This is a genomic window from Chryseobacterium sp. JK1 (assembly GCF_050632815.1).
Classification (GTDB): Bacteria; Bacteroidota; Bacteroidia; order Flavobacteriales; family Weeksellaceae; genus Chryseobacterium.
The window spans coordinates 604924-620829 of record NZ_JBODRU010000001.1; the positions used below are offsets into that span (position 1 = coordinate 604924).

Consider the following 15906-nt stretch of genomic DNA (forward strand, 5'->3'; position numbering starts at 1 on the left):
ATTCCCTAAAAGATTAATTTTATCAAAAAAATAGAATGAAAAATATTCAAATATTTAAAGAACTACATCAAAATAGCGAACCATTATTATTGGGTAATGTCTGGAATCCGCAGAGTGCCAAAGTGTATGAAAAATTAGGGTATAAAGCGTTGGCAACTTCAAGTTCGGCCGTTGCTAACAGTTTAGGATATGAAGATGGAGAAAATATGAGTTTTGATGAATATCTTTATATTATTGAAAGGATTTTAAAATCAGTATCAATACCATTAACGGTAGATCTGGAAGGCGGTTATGGAAAAACTTCTGATGAAATTGCAGCAAATATTTCCAAACTTGCTGAGATTGGAGTGGTTGGTATTAATATAGAAGATAGCGTTATCACCAATGAAACCAGAATGATTGTAGATAAAGAAGTTTTTTTTGAAAAGTTAAAACTTATTATTTCAAAGCTAAAAGAAGCTAAAGTTGAAATTTTCTTTAACTTAAGAACGGATGTTTTTTTATTAGGACTGGAAAACCCTGTCGAAGAAACATTACAGAGAGTTAAACTTTTTGAAGAAGCGGGAGTTGATGGTATTTTTGCTCCCTGTATTACTTCTGAAGATGATATCGAAGTCATTGTAAATTCAACGAAACTCCCTGTAAATGTAATGTGTATGTCCGAGTTGCCCGATTTTAAAACTCTTCAGAATCTAGGCGTAAAAAGAATATCATCGGGTAATTTCCTAAATGGATATATTTATAGAAATTTAGAAGGAAAAAGTAGGGAAATTATAAAAGAACAAAGTTTTTTACCAATTTTTGAATCATAATGAAACTTACAGCAGAAAGAATGTATCAGGCATCGCTGGATAAAGATTCTTCGTTTGAAGGAACTTATTGGATGGCTGTAAAAACTACCGGAATATTCTGTCGGCCGACTTGTACTGCAAGAAAGCCTAAGAAAGAAAATGTAGAATTCTTTCTAAATGCAGAAGAGGCCATTAGAAAAGGGTACAGAGCATGTAAAATATGCAAACCTCTTGAAAAATTAAATGAAACACCTCAATATATTCAGGAATTACTGGCTGAATTGACGCAAAATGAATCTGTGAAGATCAAAGATGCAGATCTCCTGAGAAGAAATGTTGAACCGGTAACGATCCGTCGTTGGTTTCTGAAAAATCACGGAATGACATTTCATGCTTTTCAGAGAGAATTCAGAATGAACACAGCTTTCAAAAAAATAAAAAATGGCGAAAGTATTATGGAGACAGCTTTAGATTCAGGATATGAAAGTTTAAGTGGTTTTAATGAAAGTTTTAAGAATATTCTGGGAGTTTCACCAAAAAAGAGCAAAATACAAATGATTATTGATGTTAAAAGAATTGAAACTCCCCTCGGAACCATGTTTGCCTGTGCTGTCGATAAAGGAATATGCCTCTTGGAATTCACCGACCGAAAGGATATCGAAAAGCAGTTCAGTTCATTATCCAAAGCTCTTAATGCAGAAATTGTACAAGGTGAAAACAAATATTTCAAGCAATTGGAAGAAGAGTTAGCAGAATATTTTGAAGGAAAAAGACAGAAATTTGAAGTTCCGTTATTGGTAATCGGAACAGAATTTCAGAAAAATGTTTGGCAGCTTTTACTCGAAATTCCGGTAGGAGAGACCAGAACCTATAAACAACAGTCAGAATTTCTAGGAAATCCTAAGGCGATCCGAGCGGTAGGAACCGCTAATGGAATTAATAAAATTGCCATTTTAATCCCTTGTCACAGAGTGATTGGTTCAAATGGAGAATTGGTGGGGTATGCAGGAGGAATCTGGAGAAAACAGAAACTACTGGAGCTGGAAAAAGCAATTCTGTTGTAAATCATGTTATCAGACTCAGACAAAGAAAAATATCAAAAAAATAACCTTTTTAACTGTTGAAAATCTCTACCAAATGATCATTTTACCATAAACCTGATCGAAAAAAATCTAAAAATTCTTGGAACCGGAGAAAGATATTTTATTTTGATTTTTGTAATTTTAAGCAAAAATTTACACGTGAAAAATTTAATAGCAGCAGTTTGCATTTCAATTTCAGCATTCAGTTTTGCACAGGACTATTCTGTACCTGCAGTAAGTCCCCGCCAGAAGGTAGAGCAGCAGTTTTCTATGTCTAAAATTTCTATAGACTATGGAAGACCGGGAGTGAAAGGGCGTAAGATTTTCGGAGATTTGGTTCCTTATGGCCAGGTTTGGAGAGCAGGAGCTAACTCTTCCACAAAAATTACATTCGGACAGACCGTTAATTTTGGCGGGAAAAATGTTCCGGCAGGAACGTACGGATTATTCATTGTTCCTACTGAAAAAGAATGGAAAATAATCTTGAATAAAGATTTCCAGCAATGGGGTGCCTATACTTATGATCCTAAACAGGATGTAGTAGATGTTACAGTACCGGTGAACAAATTGGCTGACAAGCAGGAATGGTTTGAAATTACCCTGAATCCGACAGATGAAAATTCTGGAAACCTTGTGATAAAATGGGATACCAATCAGGCTGAAATTTCATTGAAACCAGCAAAATTAGACACTGTAATCAAGATTTCTGATAAGTTGAAAGAAATCCAGAGAATAGAATCAGATTCTAACAAAAAAGGGTAAGCATGAATTTTTCTGTTCAACCTGTTTTAGAGAATGAAGAATATCAATTAATCCCCTTACAGCAAGGGGATTTTGAATCTTTATATGAAGTGGCTTCCGATCCTAAAGTATGGGAACAACATCCTAACAAAGACCGCTATCAAAGAGAAGTTTTTGAAAATTTCTTTAAAGGAGCCATAGAAAGTAAAGGCGCTTTTAAAATTGTTGAAAAAGCTACCGGAGATATATTGGGAAGCAGCCGTTACTATGATTTTGATGAAGGGAATAACCATATTTTCATAGGATATACCTTTTATGGAACAAAGTCTTGGGGAAAAGGAATCAATCCACAAGTGAAAAAGCTGATGCTGGATTATATTTTCCAATATGTAGATAAGGTACATTTCCATGTTGGAAAAGAAAACTTCCGTTCTCAAACGGCTTTGGGAAGAATCGGGGGTAAGAAAATCGCCGAAGAAGAAGTGGCTTACTTTGGAGAACCTACACGAACTAATTTTGTATACGAAATCAGGAAAGAAGATTGGCTATGAAAAAATATAAAATTCAGCAGTCACCGTTTGTAGTCCCCACTACTGATGGAAAACTTATAGAAGAGCATTGGGGAAATTCTACAGGAAATTCCCAAATTTCTATTGCCCATATGATTGCCCCTCCAGACTGGAGTGAGCCCCATCAAACTCCCGAGTTTGATGAATTTACCTATATTATTTCAGGTAAAAAACAATTTGAAATAGACGGAGAAATAGTTGTTCTTGAAAAAGGAAGCAGTATCCTTATTGAAAAAGGAGCGAGGATTCGTTATAGCAATCCGTTTTCAGAGCCTTGCGAATACATGGCGATCTGTCTGCCAGCCTTCTCTATGGAGCTGGTGAATAGGGAAGAAGTATAGCTAAAAATAGTAAATTATTATAAACATAAAATTAAAATAATCAATTCAGACTTTTAAAACTAATGGCCAATAGAATATTTGAAACGGTCTTTGACCGGAAAATTGAAAATTTTGCATCTATTTTTATAAATGATAGTGAATCAATCTTCTTTAATGAAGAAAATAAGCTAATTCACCCTGGTGAATATGGTAAATATAGAGAAAATGCCCTAAAGGACCTGTTAGGGTATATTACAAAACATAAAATTTCTGATGGATTTATACTTACACCTGAAAATGTTAGTTTTCAGTTGGATATTGTGATATATAAAAATGATGAAGCACCTATTTTAGAAAAAAATTATATTGATTTCTTTTCTATTGAAAGTGTTGTTGCAATAGGAGAAGTAAAATCTACTTTAAATAAGAGTTCTTTTATAGACACACTAAAAAAATTAGCCAGGAACAAAAAATTAAATGAAGAGAAAAGAGGGAAATGTATAAAAAAAGAATATAAAGGTTCTGAACATGATGAATTAATTTCTTTTTTAGTATGTAAAACAACTTCCTTTGATATTAATACTTTAGATTTTGATGAAATATATAAAGGAATTGAAACTAAGTATAGACATAACTTTATCTTAGACTTGGAGAAAGGTTTAATAGGATCTGAATTTGCCTATAATAATTTAAATGAAATTGATGCTAAATTATTTATTGAGAGAAATGGTAACATAGATGCTATTTCATATTATGGATATCCTATTTTTACGTTTAATGAAAATTTATACGATACTCAATCAGTAATTCATAAAACAGATCCCGCAAGAAAATATGACCATATTAAATTGTTTTTAACACAATTAGCCTCGGCTCTTAATGATAAAAATCTATATTCAACGGAGTTTGTACATTATTTAGGTTTTCCCCTTTCACCAATATTTAGAGATTAAAAATTATTTGTGTTATATTTGTTTTGGTATGAAGTTTTCTTCCCAAGTTTTTACTATGAAAAATAAAAAGGCAAATCTACAGATTTGCCTTTTATATTTTACTTCAAAATTTCTTTCAAAAACAAGAGCGTGTGGTTCCAGGCTCTTTTGGCCATTACTTCATTATAATCCGGTGATTTTGGATCGGTGAATGTATGTTTTGAATGGGCGTAGGTAATAATCTGCCAGTCCGCATTACCTTCATTCATCTCTTTGATGAGGTTATTATAGTCATCAGGAGTTACACTTTTATCATCGGCTGGATTTTCAACCAGAATTTTAGGATTTAATTTCTCATTTTTTCTACTCTGATCTCTTCCAAGACTTCCATGAATAGAAACAACTCCAGCAACAGGCATATTTCCTCTTGCAGATTCTAATGCTCCTGTTCCGCCAAAGCAGTATCCAATAACTGCGGTTTTATCAGAAATAGCACCTGCCTTCTTTAATTCTTCCAATGCTAAAGAAATTCTGTTTTGATATTCTTTATAGTTCTGTTTGTAATATCCGGAACTTTTCGCGGCAGACTCATTATCGGCCGGAATTTTTCCTTCGCCATAAATATCAGCAATAAAAGCAATATAGCCTTGCTTTTCAAGTTCAAGAGCAGCGTTCTTTGCTTCTTCATCAATTCCTTTCCAGGCCGGAAGAATGAGAACCCCGGGAAGTTTTTTTCCTGCATTGGAGGTAACCAAACCATTCAGTTTTTGAGCTCCGTCCTGATAGGTGACTGTTTTAAGTTTTTGGCTAAAAAGAATTCCTGATGCCATAATACAAGTAGTTAGTAAGATTGAACGTATCATATTTTTAATTTATTTCTACACTTTTTATTTCCAGGTTGGACAGCCATTCAGATTGGCGATTCCGGGAACTGTAGGACAGTTATCATCTTTATCCAAAATGCCATCACCATCCGTGTCTGGCCATTTACACCCGTTGTTTTCTGGAGGACCGGCTATTTGAGGGCAAGCATCATCTTTATCCAGTACACCGTCTTTATCTGCATCAGGCCATAAGCATCCGTTATTTTCAATTGGTCCTCTTTCTTTAGGGCATTTATCCAGGTAAAAGAGAATGTCGTCCTGGTCTTCATCCGAAAGACAGATCTTTTTACTGAATTCTTTATGGCACTTTTTAAATGCTTCTTTATCTTCAATATTCTGAGCCTGAAAATAAGTAGCGGCAAATACCAGAAGGAAAATAATTTTATTCATATTAATAGTTGATCTAAGTTAATGAAAAATAAATTGTTATAAATTTTACTCTTTGATTAATTCCCAATTGTTATTTTTATATTCATAGATTATAATAATATTTTTTTTAGGGTCTTCAACTTTGATTTGGTAGGGGGTTATAAAAGTGATAACGTTAGGTATTGATTGACTGGCACTCATTACACCTTTATGGTTACCCGGTATTTTTATTTTCATGGTCTCCCGATCATAGTATTTTGTGATATAATCAAAAGTTTCTTTACTCATCCCAATGTCGTGGTACAATTTTAAATCTTCAGGTGGAATTTTGGTTGAAAGATAGATATCCTTATTATATTTTTTACGGGCATATTCAAGAACGTTTTTATTCCAGAATTTTGAAATTAAAAAGTTGTATTCCGGATTACTTCCGTCATCGCAGGAATTTTGATCAAAATAGGCGGTATTATTTATATATTTGAGGAAAATAAGAGATTCTTTGTTAGCCAAAGCTTTGATATATCCCTTTTTAATAATAGCATCCAGAGCTATTTTGTTGATTTTATCATAAATAACTTCAATATTGGCATAATCTGTTTTGAATTTCTTAAATCTTAGGTCTGCCTTTTCCCTGTACTCCTTGCAATCTTTTTTTTTACTGGGACATCCATTCAGTTCAGGAAGTCCTGGAATCGTGGGGCAGGCATCATCTTTATCCAAAATTCCATCACCATCATAATCCGGCCATGGGCAGCCGTTGTTTTCAACAGGACCAGATAGTGGTTCAGGGCATTTGTCATCCTTATCCAATACTCCGTCTTTATCTTTATCAGGCCACGGACAACCTTTATTTTCTAATGATCCTCCTTCTTTAGGACATTGATCCAGATAAAACAAAATACCGTCTTGGTCTTCATCCGAGAGACAGATCTTTTTACTGAATTCTTTATGGCACTTTTTAAATGCTTCTTTATCTTCAATATTCTGAGCCTGAAAATAAGTTCCTGCAAATATCAGGAAAAAAATAGCTTTCCTCATGTCCTGCTTAAATGATTATTTATTTTTCTGTAGTTGCCATTCGTTGTTTTTATATTCATATGTTATGCTCGCCTGGTTGTAGCTAATCTGTATAATATAAGGGGTAACAAATTCTATTGAAATAGTAATAGGATTTATAGGAGTAGGACTTTGTTTTCTTTGTATCCTTATTCTGCCGATTTTTGGATCATAATATTTCATCATATAATCAAACGTTTTGTCACCTATTATTTTATGATCGTTTTCAAGGGTATCAGATGTTATTGCTGTTGAAATATAGATGTTCTTTCCGTATTTTTTCTGAATGTATTCAAGAATATTTTTATTCCAGAATCTGGTGATCAGAAAATTATATCCTGGTGATGTTCCATCATCAGGTGTATTTTCATCAATATAAGATTTGTGATCTATATAATTGATATAAAAGAAAGCGTTGGGATCTGTAAAATCCTTTTTCGGAATCTTTTGTACAATATTATCAAAAGCTTTTTTATTGATGAGGTCGTAGAGTGTTTCAATATCCTGAACATCCATATCGATTTTTTTCATACGGATATTGGGGTCCTTACCGAATGTACAGGAAATTACAGGACAACCATTGGCATTGGCAGGACCAGGAACGGTGGGGCAGTTATCATCTTTATCCAAAATTCCATCACCATCTGTATCTTCCCATGGGCAGCCTTTATTTTCAATGGGGCCAGCAACTGTAGGACAAAAGTCATCTTTATCTACTATGCCATCTTTATCAGTATCAGGCCATGGGCAGCCAAAATTTTCTAGTGAGCCAGATTCGGTAGGGCATTTGTCAATATAAAACGGAATATTGTCTTTATCTTCATCTGCAAGACAAATTTTTGTATTGAACTCTTTACGGCATTTTTTGAATGCTTCCTTATCTTCAATATTTTGAGCATAAAAATAAGCACCTGAAAAGACCAGCAAAAAAGCAATTTTCTTCATGTTTTTTACATAGGTTTGGGGTTCTGTTCACATGGAAATGAGGTGTTTTATCTGAAATAACGTATTTACAACATTTTTTGAAGGCTTCTTGGTCTTGGATGGTCTGAGCATTATATCCTACACTACAAAATAGTAATAAAAGTAAAATTTTTCTCATATTAATAAAAAATCCTCAGCCAAATTAATGAAAATAATCCATCATAGGGGTAGGTAGTATATATTTAACCAACTTGTATTCCTAAGCGGGTTAATTCGTGCTCCAGATCAGTTTCAGGGGTTACCTGGACCGTAATAAAACCTAAGGACTTTGCCATTTCAATATTCTTGGGATTATCATCAATAAAAACAGATTCTTCTGCTTGGATATTATACCTTTCCATTAAAACGTGCCATATTTTAGGATCAGGTTTAATCAGCTTTTCTGTTCCTGAAACTACAATCTTTCCTTCAAAAATCTGGAAGAAATCATAATTTTCCAAAGCATAAGGGAAAGTTTCCTCAGACCAGTTGGTTAACCCGAATAGCTTATAATCCGTATTTTTAAGTTTTCTTAAAACATCAACATTCTGAGGAATATCACTTTTCAGCATCACAGTCCAGTTATCATAAAAGGCTCTGATTTCCTTTTCCCACTCTGGGAATTTTTTCACCTGAATTTCGGTTCCTTCCGAAAGGCTTCTTCCTCTGTCCTGTTCAATATTCCAGTCATCCTGAGCAATATTTTCCAGAAAGTATTCCATTTTTTCATCATCATTGAAATAGGTTTTAAAATAATATCTTGGATTCCAATCCATCAATACGCCTCCAAAATCGAATATAATGTTCTTTATCTTCATATTGTAAATTATACTTTAAATGTAGTTAATTTTTGTTTTTTGTCTATGTTTTCTTTGTTAAGTAAACTTTACTATTGATTATAAAAAACCGGAAGATGTCTTCCGGTTCAGCTTGTTATTTTATCCGTGATGTTCACGATGATGATCATCGTGGTGATCATTAAACCTTCTGTCATAAGGCATAGATCTGCCACGGTATTTTCTGTAATCATTATCATATTTCAGTCTTGGATTTAGCCCTTGATAATACCGTGCGTAAAATCTTCTATATTGTTCAGGGGTCATTATTTTCTCCATGGCATAATAACGGTCTGTGTACCATCTGTTAGGCTCTCTGCCGTACATGTGGTTCCAGGAATTATAATCAGGATAACGGCTGTTCAGTATCGTAAGCTGATTGATCTGGGCTTTATTCAGTCCAAGGTAGATGGCTACCTGTCCCCAATTGATGGAAGCGATGCTTCCTCTGTAATCATTGTAATAATTTTGTGAAAAGCCTAATGTGAATATACCTAAGGCGACCACAATTAATAACTTTTTCATGACTAAAAACTGTATTTTAAAACTAAGTAGAGAATACCCAAAAGCATACCATTGCAATAGTTTTAACATACAATTATAATTGTGTTATTATCTTTACTGAGGTCTGTAAAATTGGTATTGCCCGTCTTCGTAATAGGCATTAATATGCTGAAGTCCATTCGTTAAAATAATTTCTTTAGCACCAATAATAGAATTGTATCTTGCGGTTTGTTCAAATGTTTTCTCTGTAAGCTTAATTTGTGGGGCTTTACATTCAATCAGGATGATAGGTTCTGTTTTTTCGGTGATTAAAAGATCAACTCTTTTGGTTAAACCATTGAGAACGATCTTTTTTTCAGTGATCAATGCCGATGTAGAATAAGACTTTACTGTAAGATAATAGTGTATCCAGTGCTGTCTTACCCATTCCTCGGGAGTGAGTAGAAGATAAGTTTTGCGAACCAAATCATAAATAAAAAACTTATCTTTGTCTTTCTTGAATTTAAAATCAAAAGTTTCCTGAAAATTCAGTTTTGGAAGTTCCATTTATAAGATGAAAGAATTAGATTTAATCCTCAAAAATATTAAAAATAAAGAAGTTTTACCTATTTATTTTTTCCACGGAGACGAAGCCTACTTTATTGATGTTGCTGTGAAAGCCCTTGAACACAACTTTTTGGAAGAAGATGAAAAAGCTTTCAACCAAACCGTTACCTATGGTAAAGATACTTCCTATCAGGAGATTTTATCCTTAGCCAGACAGTTCCCCATGATGGGAGATAAGCAGGTGATTATTGTGAAAGAAGCTCAGGATTTAAAATTCAATGAAGATGAAAACAGAATTTTGGAAGCGTATGTAGAAAATCCTGTACCTTCCACAGTATTGGTTTTTGCTCATAAACATAAAAAGCTGGACAGCCGAAAAAAGGCAGCCAAGGCTTTGGATAAAGCAAAAGCTCTTTTCCTGAGTGAATCTGTGAAGGAGAACAATCTTCCCAAATGGATCGCGGATGAATGTGTAAGTCTTAAGATTAAAACTGCACCCAATATTTCTCACCTTTTAGCCGAATATTTAGGAAACGATCTTTCAAGGATTGCCAATGAGCTGAACAAATTAAAAATGATTCTTAAAGATGGGGAGGTCCTGGACGGAACAATCATTGAAAATCATATCGGGATCAGTAAAGAATATAATGTTTTTGAACTTCAGAAAGCTTTAGGGACTAAAAATGCCAATACAGCTTTTAAAATTGCTCATTTTATGGGTAAAAATCCCAAAAACAACCCTTTTGTAATGATGCTGGCAAGCCTTTATAACTATTTTTCCAATGTTATCATTTATCAAACCATGGCTGGGCAGCCTCCACAGGCTATTGCTTCCCAAATGGGTGTGAATCCTTATTTTATTAAAGATTATGCAGAAAGTGCCAGACTTTATCCATTGAAACATGCTACAAGAGTCATTTCTATTTTAAGAGAATTTGATATGAAAGGAAAAGGATTGGGTGCCGTCAATATGAGCGAAGCTGAGTTGATCAAAGAGTTGGTGTATAAGATAATTAATGTTGATAAAATTAAAATGAAAGTGTAGGGAGGGAGCCTGAGAAATGAAGAGCGACCAATGAAGAATTAAGCATGGTTTTAAAATAATTTTTTTTTGATGCTAAAAAGTATTTTTCTGATTGTTATTTCTGTATTTTCTCTGAGTTGTACTGCGAACAGATCAGAGCCTAATGTTGTTAAGAGAAAACATTATGAATTGAATAGATCCGCGGATCAAAAAGCGGTTCTGGTTTTATTTCCCTGTTTTCCTTGTGATATCGAAAATACAAAAAAGGAAGCCGGTTTTCTGAAAGATTTGGAAAAAGAAGGGATCACAACTTTACTTTTAGACTACAATCAAAAACTTTTTTTAACCGAAAGTGAAAAACAAAAGTACTCAAAGACGGTAAACTCTATATTGGATCAACATCATATTGATAAAAATAATATTTTTATCGGAGGTTTTTCAAGCGGTGGAAATGTTGCATTTTTATTATCAAGCTATTTGGTGAAAAGTAAAAATTCTATTCAGCCTAAAGGTGTATTAGTAGTAGATTCTCCCATAGATTTGGAACAGCTCTATCTAAATGCCCAAAAAGATGTTGCCGCTAATGTTAATCCGGATGCCGTAGAAGAAGGAAAATTCCTGATATCGCTTTTTGAAAAAGAATTAGGAAAACCGTCTGAAAATGTTCAAAAGTATCAAAGTGTTTCACCTTTTCTCATGTCTTCAAATTCAACTGAGAACCTTCAGTATGTAAAAGGAATCAAAACAAGGTTTTATTGTGAACCCGATCTTCAATGGCAGAATAAAAACAGAAACAGAAAATTTGAAGACCTGAATGCCTTTTTTCTTAAGAAAGCCAATGAATTATTATACAATCTGGGCAGCCGCAAAACAGAATATATAGAAACCCAAAACAGAGGAATAAGAGCCAATGGTCAAAAGCATCCCCATTCCTGGAATATTGTGGAAAGAGAAGGTCTCATAAGATGGATATTAGTGACAGAAAGATGATGGCAGTATAAAGGATAGAGAAAGGTATCGTAAGCTCTCTATTTAAAAACTAAAATAGATGGTACCGAAACAATAGTATTCCCAATTGAAAACTCACATATCTCTTATTGACAAGTATCATTAAAATTACTTTAAAAAGCCGGTAAAAATTCCGAAATTAGCAGTCTTAATTTAATTAAATCTTTTCGAACAAAGTAAATTATGGAGCAAAACATTTTAGATTGTGTGATCGTTGGATCTGGGCCTTCTGGCTTTACCGCTGCTATCTATGCAGCAAGAGCGGACTTGAAACCTGAATTGTATACAGGTTTGGAGCCGGGCGGGCAATTAACAACCACTACTGAAGTTGATAACTTTCCAGGGTATCCAGCCGGGATTACAGGTCCTGAAATGATGATGGATCTGCAAAAACAGGCAGAAAGATTTGAAACCAAAGTACACTATGAGATGATCACCAAAGCCGAATTTTCTAAGGAAGTTGGAGGTGTTCACAAATTATACGCAGGAAATAAAGAAATTCTTGCAAAAACAGTAATTGTTTCTACAGGAGCTACAGCCAAGTATTTAGGTCTTGAAGACGAGAAGAAATATGCAGGAGGAGGTGTTTCAGCTTGTGCTACTTGCGATGGATTCTTCTATAGAGGAAAAGATGTCGTAGTTGTTGGTGCAGGAGATACCGCTGCTGAAGAAGCCACTTATCTTGCTAAATTATGTAAGAAAGTGACTTTATTGGTAAGAAAAGACGTTTTCAGAGCTTCCAAAGCGATGGTTCACAGAGTAGAAAGCACTCCGAATATCGAAGTGAAATTCAACCACGAGCTTATTGGTATTGAAGGTGAAAACAGCTTGGTAGAAAGAGCCGTAATTATCAACAATCAGACTCAGGAGAAATCTACTGTAGATGTGGAAGGAATTTTCATTGCTATCGGTCACAAGCCCAATACAGATATTTTCGCAGGTCAGGTAGATCTTGATGAGAATGGATATATCGTTACCGAAAAAGGATCTTCAAGAACAAATCTTCCAGGAGTATTTGCTGCAGGGGATGTTCAGGATCATATCTACAGACAGGCTATTACAGCTGCGGGAAGCGGATGTATGGCTGCGATGGATGCAGAAAAATATTTAGCGGAATTACACTAAAAACTCAGTTTTAAAATAGACTATAAAGCGTGCCCGATGGGTGCGCTTTTTATTTTCTCATTCTTTTAAAATCTCTCTTTCAGGGAATAGCTTATCAAAAAAATCAGTCAGAATAATGAATTGCTTAACAAAAACATTGATATATTTGTGAAAGTGCAATACCATTTGAGTTTGCCTATAAAGAGACAATAAACTGAACAAAAAACGAATAAAAAATGAAAAGAGTAACCGCCATTGGAGGAATATTTTTTAAATGTGAAAACCCGGAACAGGTGAACGAATGGTACAAAACCCACCTTGGAATAAAAACCAGCCCGTACGGAGCGAAATTTGACTGGAAAGATGCCGAATCCAATAAAAAAGGATATACTTTATGGAGTCCTTTCAAAGAATCTACCGAGTATTTTGAGCCTTCTAAAAAAGAATTTATGATCAACTATCACGTAGAAAATATTGAAACGCTGGTAGAAGAACTGAAAAGAGAAGGCGTAACCGTTTTGGATGAGGTAACGACTTACGAATATGGTAAATTTGTTCATATTCTTGATCCTGAAGGAAATAAAATTGAACTTTTTGAACCGGCAGGAGAGTAAAAGATGAAGCGTATTTGTCTTTCAGAGCAGAACAAGGTACGTATGAAATCTGAAATATTTCAACAAAGCTGAGAATCTTGCGGAATAACAAACATGATTGTCAATCTGACGAAGGAAGAATCTCATCAAGATTCTTCTTTCGTTAGAAATTATAGTCAATGACAGTTTTACAGGATTTTGAAGGCCTAATCCAGAATATAGATTTTCTTTTCTTTAAGATTGAATCCCAGTTTTTTCCCCAGCCAGTTGATGCTTGTTTTTCCTTCATAAATAAGACCTTCCACAAAGAACACACCAGGTTTTTCTACAGTAGCAAAAGAAGTAGAAATAGAGCCGATATCACCCTTATAAAATTTCGTCGTCACATCAGGGTTGAATTCACTTTTTTTCTCCATTACCTGAAGGCTCTCTTTGTTAATGCCCAAAGTCTTCATCAGGTTTTCACTCAGCCAGAAAGAATCTTTTCCCGCGCCGGAGTCCAGCAGTACGTTGATCTTGTATTTATTGTTCAATAATATATAAGTAGTAATATCCAGCGACTGATCTGCATTGGTAGACAGCTGAATATCCATTGCTTTCTTACTGCTCAGTTTTTCTTTGGGAAAGATCAGCTCGTTGGTTGTATAATTCAGGATAAACTCTGTATCGTAGAGCATGGGAAGAGAAATTAAACCGTCAATTCCTTTGATCTCCATATCGTGAGTGGCATACCAGGTATCTTTAAATTTTTTACCGTTAAAAACAATCTCTTTGGATTTGAAAAGAGGAATCGTCATCTTCTCACCGGTAGCCCGGAAAGCCGTAAGATAATTATACGTTTCTTTCGGTCCCAAACCTTTGGAAAAATTTCCCAGAAAGAGATTGATTCCTCCTCCGGTATCAAATATAAAGTTTCCGTTTTTTCCTTCTATATCTGCCTTTACAACCAGATGACCGGAAGGAAGAACAGACATAGGCATTTTCTGGGCAAAAAACATAGAAGAGAAAGCCAGAGAGGCCGTAACCGTTGTGTTTTTGATAAAGGATTTAATAAACATAGGATATTAGTTTTTTAGTTCGGTTATAGTATTATTCGAATCTTTACAAATATACTCTATTCTTATTACTGGTTGGGTATGTAGGCCTTTCTAAAACGGAGAGAGGATGTTGCATAAAACGGTATGGAGATATTTATATAACCCACTGAAGTGTCTCGAGAAGAGGGTAAATAGATTTTTGTAGATTAAAAATAAAAAACGACTTCTCATAGAAGTCGTTTTTGTTCTGTATGCAGAGTAAATTATTTCTTTTTTAGTTTCGCATTTTCTTCTTTTAAAGCTTTTATCTGCTCTTTCAGAAGATTAATGTATTCCTGCTGGCTCTCCAATATATACTCTGGAATATTGCAGTACTGATTGTAATTGATACTTGCATTATCATTGAGAATAGGTTTGTCATTGTGCTGTATTTGAGGTGTTCTATCTTCCTTAATATCTTCTACAGAAACGTCCAATGCCTTTGCCAGCTTTTCCCACTCATCATCAAATATCTTAAGATCTCCACCTTCTTTTCTGCTGTAGTTGGAGACATCGGTTGCAATAATATCTGCAATCTGTTGTTGCGTAAAGCCTTTCTGCTTTCTTAATGTTCTTAGTTTTTCCATTGTCATGGGATATCTGTGTTTTTACAAATATAGAAAAAATGTGTGGTCTGTGAGGAGCAAAAATTGTAAAATATAGAATTGAATAAAGGGAATTGAATAGTTTTAATTTTAACGATCTGTTCACCTATTTTTTGAATCATTGTTAAAGAGCTTCTGATCAAGATAATAAATATATCTCTACTTAAGTAAAATTCCTACATTTAAGGACTAATCAAAAATAATATGGAAACAAAAGTCATCAAAATAAAACATGTTACCGGAACCTACATCATAGAAGCTCCGCATGGGAAGCTCAATGACCTGAAAAACCAGTTGGACAAATGCCTGAACGATGAACAGGGAGCTATTGTGATAAAGGGAGAGGATGGAGACCTGTTCGTATATCCGTCTCATCTTTTAAAAAACAGCTTCATCGCCATAGTAGACAAAGAATAGGAGCATATTTATTAAAAATAATTCCCCTGATTCCTAGTCTATTATTAAGTTTTGTTAAAATTTGTGTGGGGAAAGTTTTGCAGAAACTAAAAATCATTCTATATTTGCACCACTGAAAACAACGGTATAGCCGGGGTTTAAGGAGAGTTGGCAGAGTGGTCGATTGCGGCAGTCTTGAAAACTGTTGACTGTAACAGGTCCGGGGGTTCGAATCCCTCACTCTCCGCAGAATATTAAAACAAAACCTACTGATTTCAGTAGGTTTTGTTTTTTTTATTAAATTTCTCTTCTCTACATTTCTTATATAATAACCACTTATCCTAGTTCTTCATTTTGTCAATTTTCAGGAGTAAAGCTGCTGCTATATTTCTCGACCCAAAAAACTAAAATATTTTATCTTTTTCCAGATAAATAAAGATAGGTCCGATTTCAAAAAGAGAAACATTCTCAAAATTAAAATAAAGAGAGTGGATTGTTATGTATATG

The 15906-nt window shown here is 34.4% G+C and carries 17 protein-coding genes, 1 tRNA gene and 3 pseudogenes; 12 read left to right on the forward strand and 9 right to left on the reverse strand.

Annotation, left to right across the window (positions count from 1 at the left end; genetic code table 11):
• Nucleotides 1–35: 35 nt before the first annotated feature.
• The 6 genes from ACQ76T_RS02755 (at nucleotide 36) to ACQ76T_RS02780 (ending at nucleotide 4456) form a co-directional block, all read left to right on the forward strand.
• Nucleotides 36–812, forward strand: coding sequence for an isocitrate lyase/PEP mutase family protein (locus ACQ76T_RS02755; RefSeq protein ID WP_431341822.1), 777 nt, complete (start codon nucleotides 36–38; stop codon nucleotides 810–812).
• The gene (locus ACQ76T_RS02760; RefSeq protein WP_431341823.1) at nucleotides 812–1855 is read left to right on the forward strand and encodes a bifunctional transcriptional activator/DNA repair enzyme AdaA; all 1044 of its coding nucleotides are present in this window, start codon (nucleotides 812–814) and stop codon (nucleotides 1853–1855) included. The genes ACQ76T_RS02755 and ACQ76T_RS02760 overlap by 1 nt, the downstream gene beginning before the upstream one ends.
• A gap of 177 nt (nucleotides 1856–2032) precedes the next feature.
• Nucleotides 2033–2635, forward strand: coding sequence for a DUF2911 domain-containing protein (locus tag ACQ76T_RS02765; RefSeq protein WP_431341824.1), 603 nt, complete (start codon nucleotides 2033–2035; stop codon nucleotides 2633–2635).
• A 2-nt stretch (nucleotides 2636–2637) separates the two neighbouring features.
• Nucleotides 2638–3165, forward strand: coding sequence for a GNAT family N-acetyltransferase (locus ACQ76T_RS02770; protein ID WP_431341825.1), 528 nt, complete (start codon nucleotides 2638–2640; stop codon nucleotides 3163–3165).
• Entirely contained in the window at nucleotides 3162–3524 is a 363-nt protein-coding gene (locus ACQ76T_RS02775) for a cupin domain-containing protein (RefSeq protein WP_431341826.1), read from the forward strand. The genes ACQ76T_RS02770 and ACQ76T_RS02775 overlap by 4 nt, the downstream gene beginning before the upstream one ends.
• 62 nt (nucleotides 3525–3586) lie before the next feature.
• Nucleotides 3587–4456 (forward strand): DUF6602 domain-containing protein, encoded by an 870-nt coding sequence (locus ACQ76T_RS02780; protein WP_431341827.1) that lies wholly within the window; start codon nucleotides 3587–3589, stop codon nucleotides 4454–4456.
• A 98-nt stretch (nucleotides 4457–4554) separates the two neighbouring features.
• Here the strand turns inward: ACQ76T_RS02780 and ACQ76T_RS02785 are convergent, their stop codons facing one another.
• The 7 genes and pseudogenes from ACQ76T_RS02785 to ACQ76T_RS02815 all read right to left on the reverse strand — a co-directional run bounded on the left by ACQ76T_RS02785 (nucleotide 4555) and on the right by ACQ76T_RS02815 (nucleotide 9593).
• Nucleotides 4555–5298 carry a dienelactone hydrolase family protein gene (locus tag ACQ76T_RS02785; RefSeq protein ID WP_431341828.1) on the reverse strand — a complete coding sequence of 248 codons (744 nt, stop codon included), beginning with the start codon at nucleotides 5296–5298 and terminating at the stop codon, nucleotides 4555–4557.
• 36 nt (nucleotides 5299–5334) lie between these two features.
• Nucleotides 5335–5589, reverse strand: a pseudogene (locus ACQ76T_RS02790) (thrombospondin type 3 repeat-containing protein); the annotation flags it as partial.
• A gap of 747 nt (nucleotides 5590–6336) precedes the next feature.
• Nucleotides 6337–6606: pseudogene (locus ACQ76T_RS02795) on the reverse strand (thrombospondin type 3 repeat-containing protein); the annotation flags it as partial.
• A gap of 708 nt (nucleotides 6607–7314) precedes the next feature.
• Nucleotides 7315–7569, reverse strand: a pseudogene (locus tag ACQ76T_RS02800) (thrombospondin type 3 repeat-containing protein); the annotation flags it as partial.
• 341 nt (nucleotides 7570–7910) lie between these two features.
• The gene (locus ACQ76T_RS02805; RefSeq protein WP_431341829.1) at nucleotides 7911–8525 is read right to left on the reverse strand and encodes an HAD family hydrolase; all 615 of its coding nucleotides are present in this window, start codon (nucleotides 8523–8525) and stop codon (nucleotides 7911–7913) included.
• A 120-nt stretch (nucleotides 8526–8645) separates the two neighbouring features.
• A complete protein-coding gene (locus tag ACQ76T_RS02810; protein ID WP_431341830.1) occupies nucleotides 8646–9068 on the reverse strand; it encodes a hypothetical protein in 423 nt (140 codons plus the stop codon).
• Nucleotides 9069–9161: 93 nt separating this feature from the next.
• The gene (locus tag ACQ76T_RS02815; protein WP_431341831.1) at nucleotides 9162–9593 is read right to left on the reverse strand and encodes a type I restriction enzyme HsdR N-terminal domain-containing protein; all 432 of its coding nucleotides are present in this window, start codon (nucleotides 9591–9593) and stop codon (nucleotides 9162–9164) included.
• Nucleotides 9594–9600: 7 nt separating this feature from the next.
• Here ACQ76T_RS02815 and holA point away from each other — a divergent pair, with 7 nt between their 5' ends.
• The 4 genes from holA (at nucleotide 9601) to ACQ76T_RS02835 (ending at nucleotide 13343) form a co-directional block, all read left to right on the forward strand.
• On the forward strand, nucleotides 9601–10638 hold the full coding sequence (holA, locus tag ACQ76T_RS02820) for a DNA polymerase III subunit delta (RefSeq protein ID WP_431341832.1): 1038 nt from the start codon (nucleotides 9601–9603) through the stop codon (nucleotides 10636–10638).
• Between the two features lie 69 nt (nucleotides 10639–10707).
• Complete coding sequence (locus ACQ76T_RS02825; protein ID WP_431341833.1) at nucleotides 10708–11607, forward strand: hypothetical protein; 900 nt, start codon at nucleotides 10708–10710, stop codon at nucleotides 11605–11607.
• A 201-nt stretch (nucleotides 11608–11808) separates the two neighbouring features.
• Nucleotides 11809–12750 (forward strand): thioredoxin-disulfide reductase, encoded by a 942-nt coding sequence (gene trxB, locus ACQ76T_RS02830; protein ID WP_431341834.1) that lies wholly within the window; start codon nucleotides 11809–11811, stop codon nucleotides 12748–12750.
• A 215-nt stretch (nucleotides 12751–12965) separates the two neighbouring features.
• The gene (locus ACQ76T_RS02835) at nucleotides 12966–13343 is read left to right on the forward strand and encodes a VOC family protein (protein ID WP_431341835.1); all 378 of its coding nucleotides are present in this window, start codon (nucleotides 12966–12968) and stop codon (nucleotides 13341–13343) included.
• Between the two features lie 185 nt (nucleotides 13344–13528).
• Here ACQ76T_RS02835 and ACQ76T_RS02840 read toward each other — a convergent pair whose 3' ends face one another.
• Nucleotides 13529–14380 carry a hypothetical protein gene (locus tag ACQ76T_RS02840; RefSeq protein ID WP_431341836.1) on the reverse strand — a complete coding sequence of 284 codons (852 nt, stop codon included), beginning with the start codon at nucleotides 14378–14380 and terminating at the stop codon, nucleotides 13529–13531.
• 242 nt (nucleotides 14381–14622) lie between these two features.
• Nucleotides 14623–14985 (reverse strand): helix-turn-helix domain-containing protein, encoded by a 363-nt coding sequence (locus ACQ76T_RS02845; protein WP_431341837.1) that lies wholly within the window; start codon nucleotides 14983–14985, stop codon nucleotides 14623–14625.
• Between the two features lie 222 nt (nucleotides 14986–15207).
• Between ACQ76T_RS02845 and ACQ76T_RS02850 the strand changes: the two genes are divergently transcribed.
• On the forward strand, nucleotides 15208–15420 hold the full coding sequence (locus ACQ76T_RS02850; RefSeq protein WP_431341838.1) for a glyceraldehyde-3-phosphate dehydrogenase: 213 nt from the start codon (nucleotides 15208–15210) through the stop codon (nucleotides 15418–15420).
• A gap of 141 nt (nucleotides 15421–15561) precedes the next feature.
• A tRNA-Ser gene (locus ACQ76T_RS02855) sits at nucleotides 15562–15646 on the forward strand.
• The last annotated feature ends 260 nt before the right edge of the window (nucleotides 15647–15906 follow it).

Excerpts from the sequence above, each read along its gene's own strand:
- ACQ76T_RS02850 (WP_431341838.1), top strand. The coding sequence starts at position 15,208 with ATGGAAACAAAAGTCATCAAAATAAAACATGTTACCGGAACCTACATC.
- ACQ76T_RS02810 (WP_431341830.1), bottom strand. The coding sequence starts at position 9,068 with ATGAAAAAGTTATTAATTGTGGTCGCCTTAGGTATATTCACATTAGGC.
- trxB (WP_431341834.1), top strand. The coding sequence starts at position 11,809 with ATGGAGCAAAACATTTTAGATTGTGTGATCGTTGGATCTGGGCCTTCT.
- ACQ76T_RS02770 (WP_431341825.1), top strand. The coding sequence starts at position 2,638 with ATGAATTTTTCTGTTCAACCTGTTTTAGAGAATGAAGAATATCAATTA.
- ACQ76T_RS02840 (WP_431341836.1), bottom strand. The coding sequence starts at position 14,380 with ATGTTTATTAAATCCTTTATCAAAAACACAACGGTTACGGCCTCTCTG.
- ACQ76T_RS02845 (WP_431341837.1), bottom strand. The coding sequence starts at position 14,985 with ATGGAAAAACTAAGAACATTAAGAAAGCAGAAAGGCTTTACGCAACAA.
- ACQ76T_RS02775 (WP_431341826.1), top strand. The coding sequence starts at position 3,162 with ATGAAAAAATATAAAATTCAGCAGTCACCGTTTGTAGTCCCCACTACT.
- ACQ76T_RS02785 (WP_431341828.1), bottom strand. The coding sequence starts at position 5,298 with ATGATACGTTCAATCTTACTAACTACTTGTATTATGGCATCAGGAATT.
- ACQ76T_RS02755 (WP_431341822.1), top strand. The coding sequence starts at position 36 with ATGAAAAATATTCAAATATTTAAAGAACTACATCAAAATAGCGAACCA.
- ACQ76T_RS02815 (WP_431341831.1), bottom strand. The coding sequence starts at position 9,593 with ATGGAACTTCCAAAACTGAATTTTCAGGAAACTTTTGATTTTAAATTC.
- ACQ76T_RS02780 (WP_431341827.1), top strand. The coding sequence starts at position 3,587 with ATGGCCAATAGAATATTTGAAACGGTCTTTGACCGGAAAATTGAAAAT.
- ACQ76T_RS02825 (WP_431341833.1), top strand. The coding sequence starts at position 10,708 with ATGCTAAAAAGTATTTTTCTGATTGTTATTTCTGTATTTTCTCTGAGT.
- holA (WP_431341832.1), top strand. The coding sequence starts at position 9,601 with ATGAAAGAATTAGATTTAATCCTCAAAAATATTAAAAATAAAGAAGTT.
- ACQ76T_RS02835 (WP_431341835.1), top strand. The coding sequence starts at position 12,966 with ATGAAAAGAGTAACCGCCATTGGAGGAATATTTTTTAAATGTGAAAAC.
- ACQ76T_RS02760 (WP_431341823.1), top strand. The coding sequence starts at position 812 with ATGAAACTTACAGCAGAAAGAATGTATCAGGCATCGCTGGATAAAGAT.
- ACQ76T_RS02805 (WP_431341829.1), bottom strand. The coding sequence starts at position 8,525 with ATGAAGATAAAGAACATTATATTCGATTTTGGAGGCGTATTGATGGAT.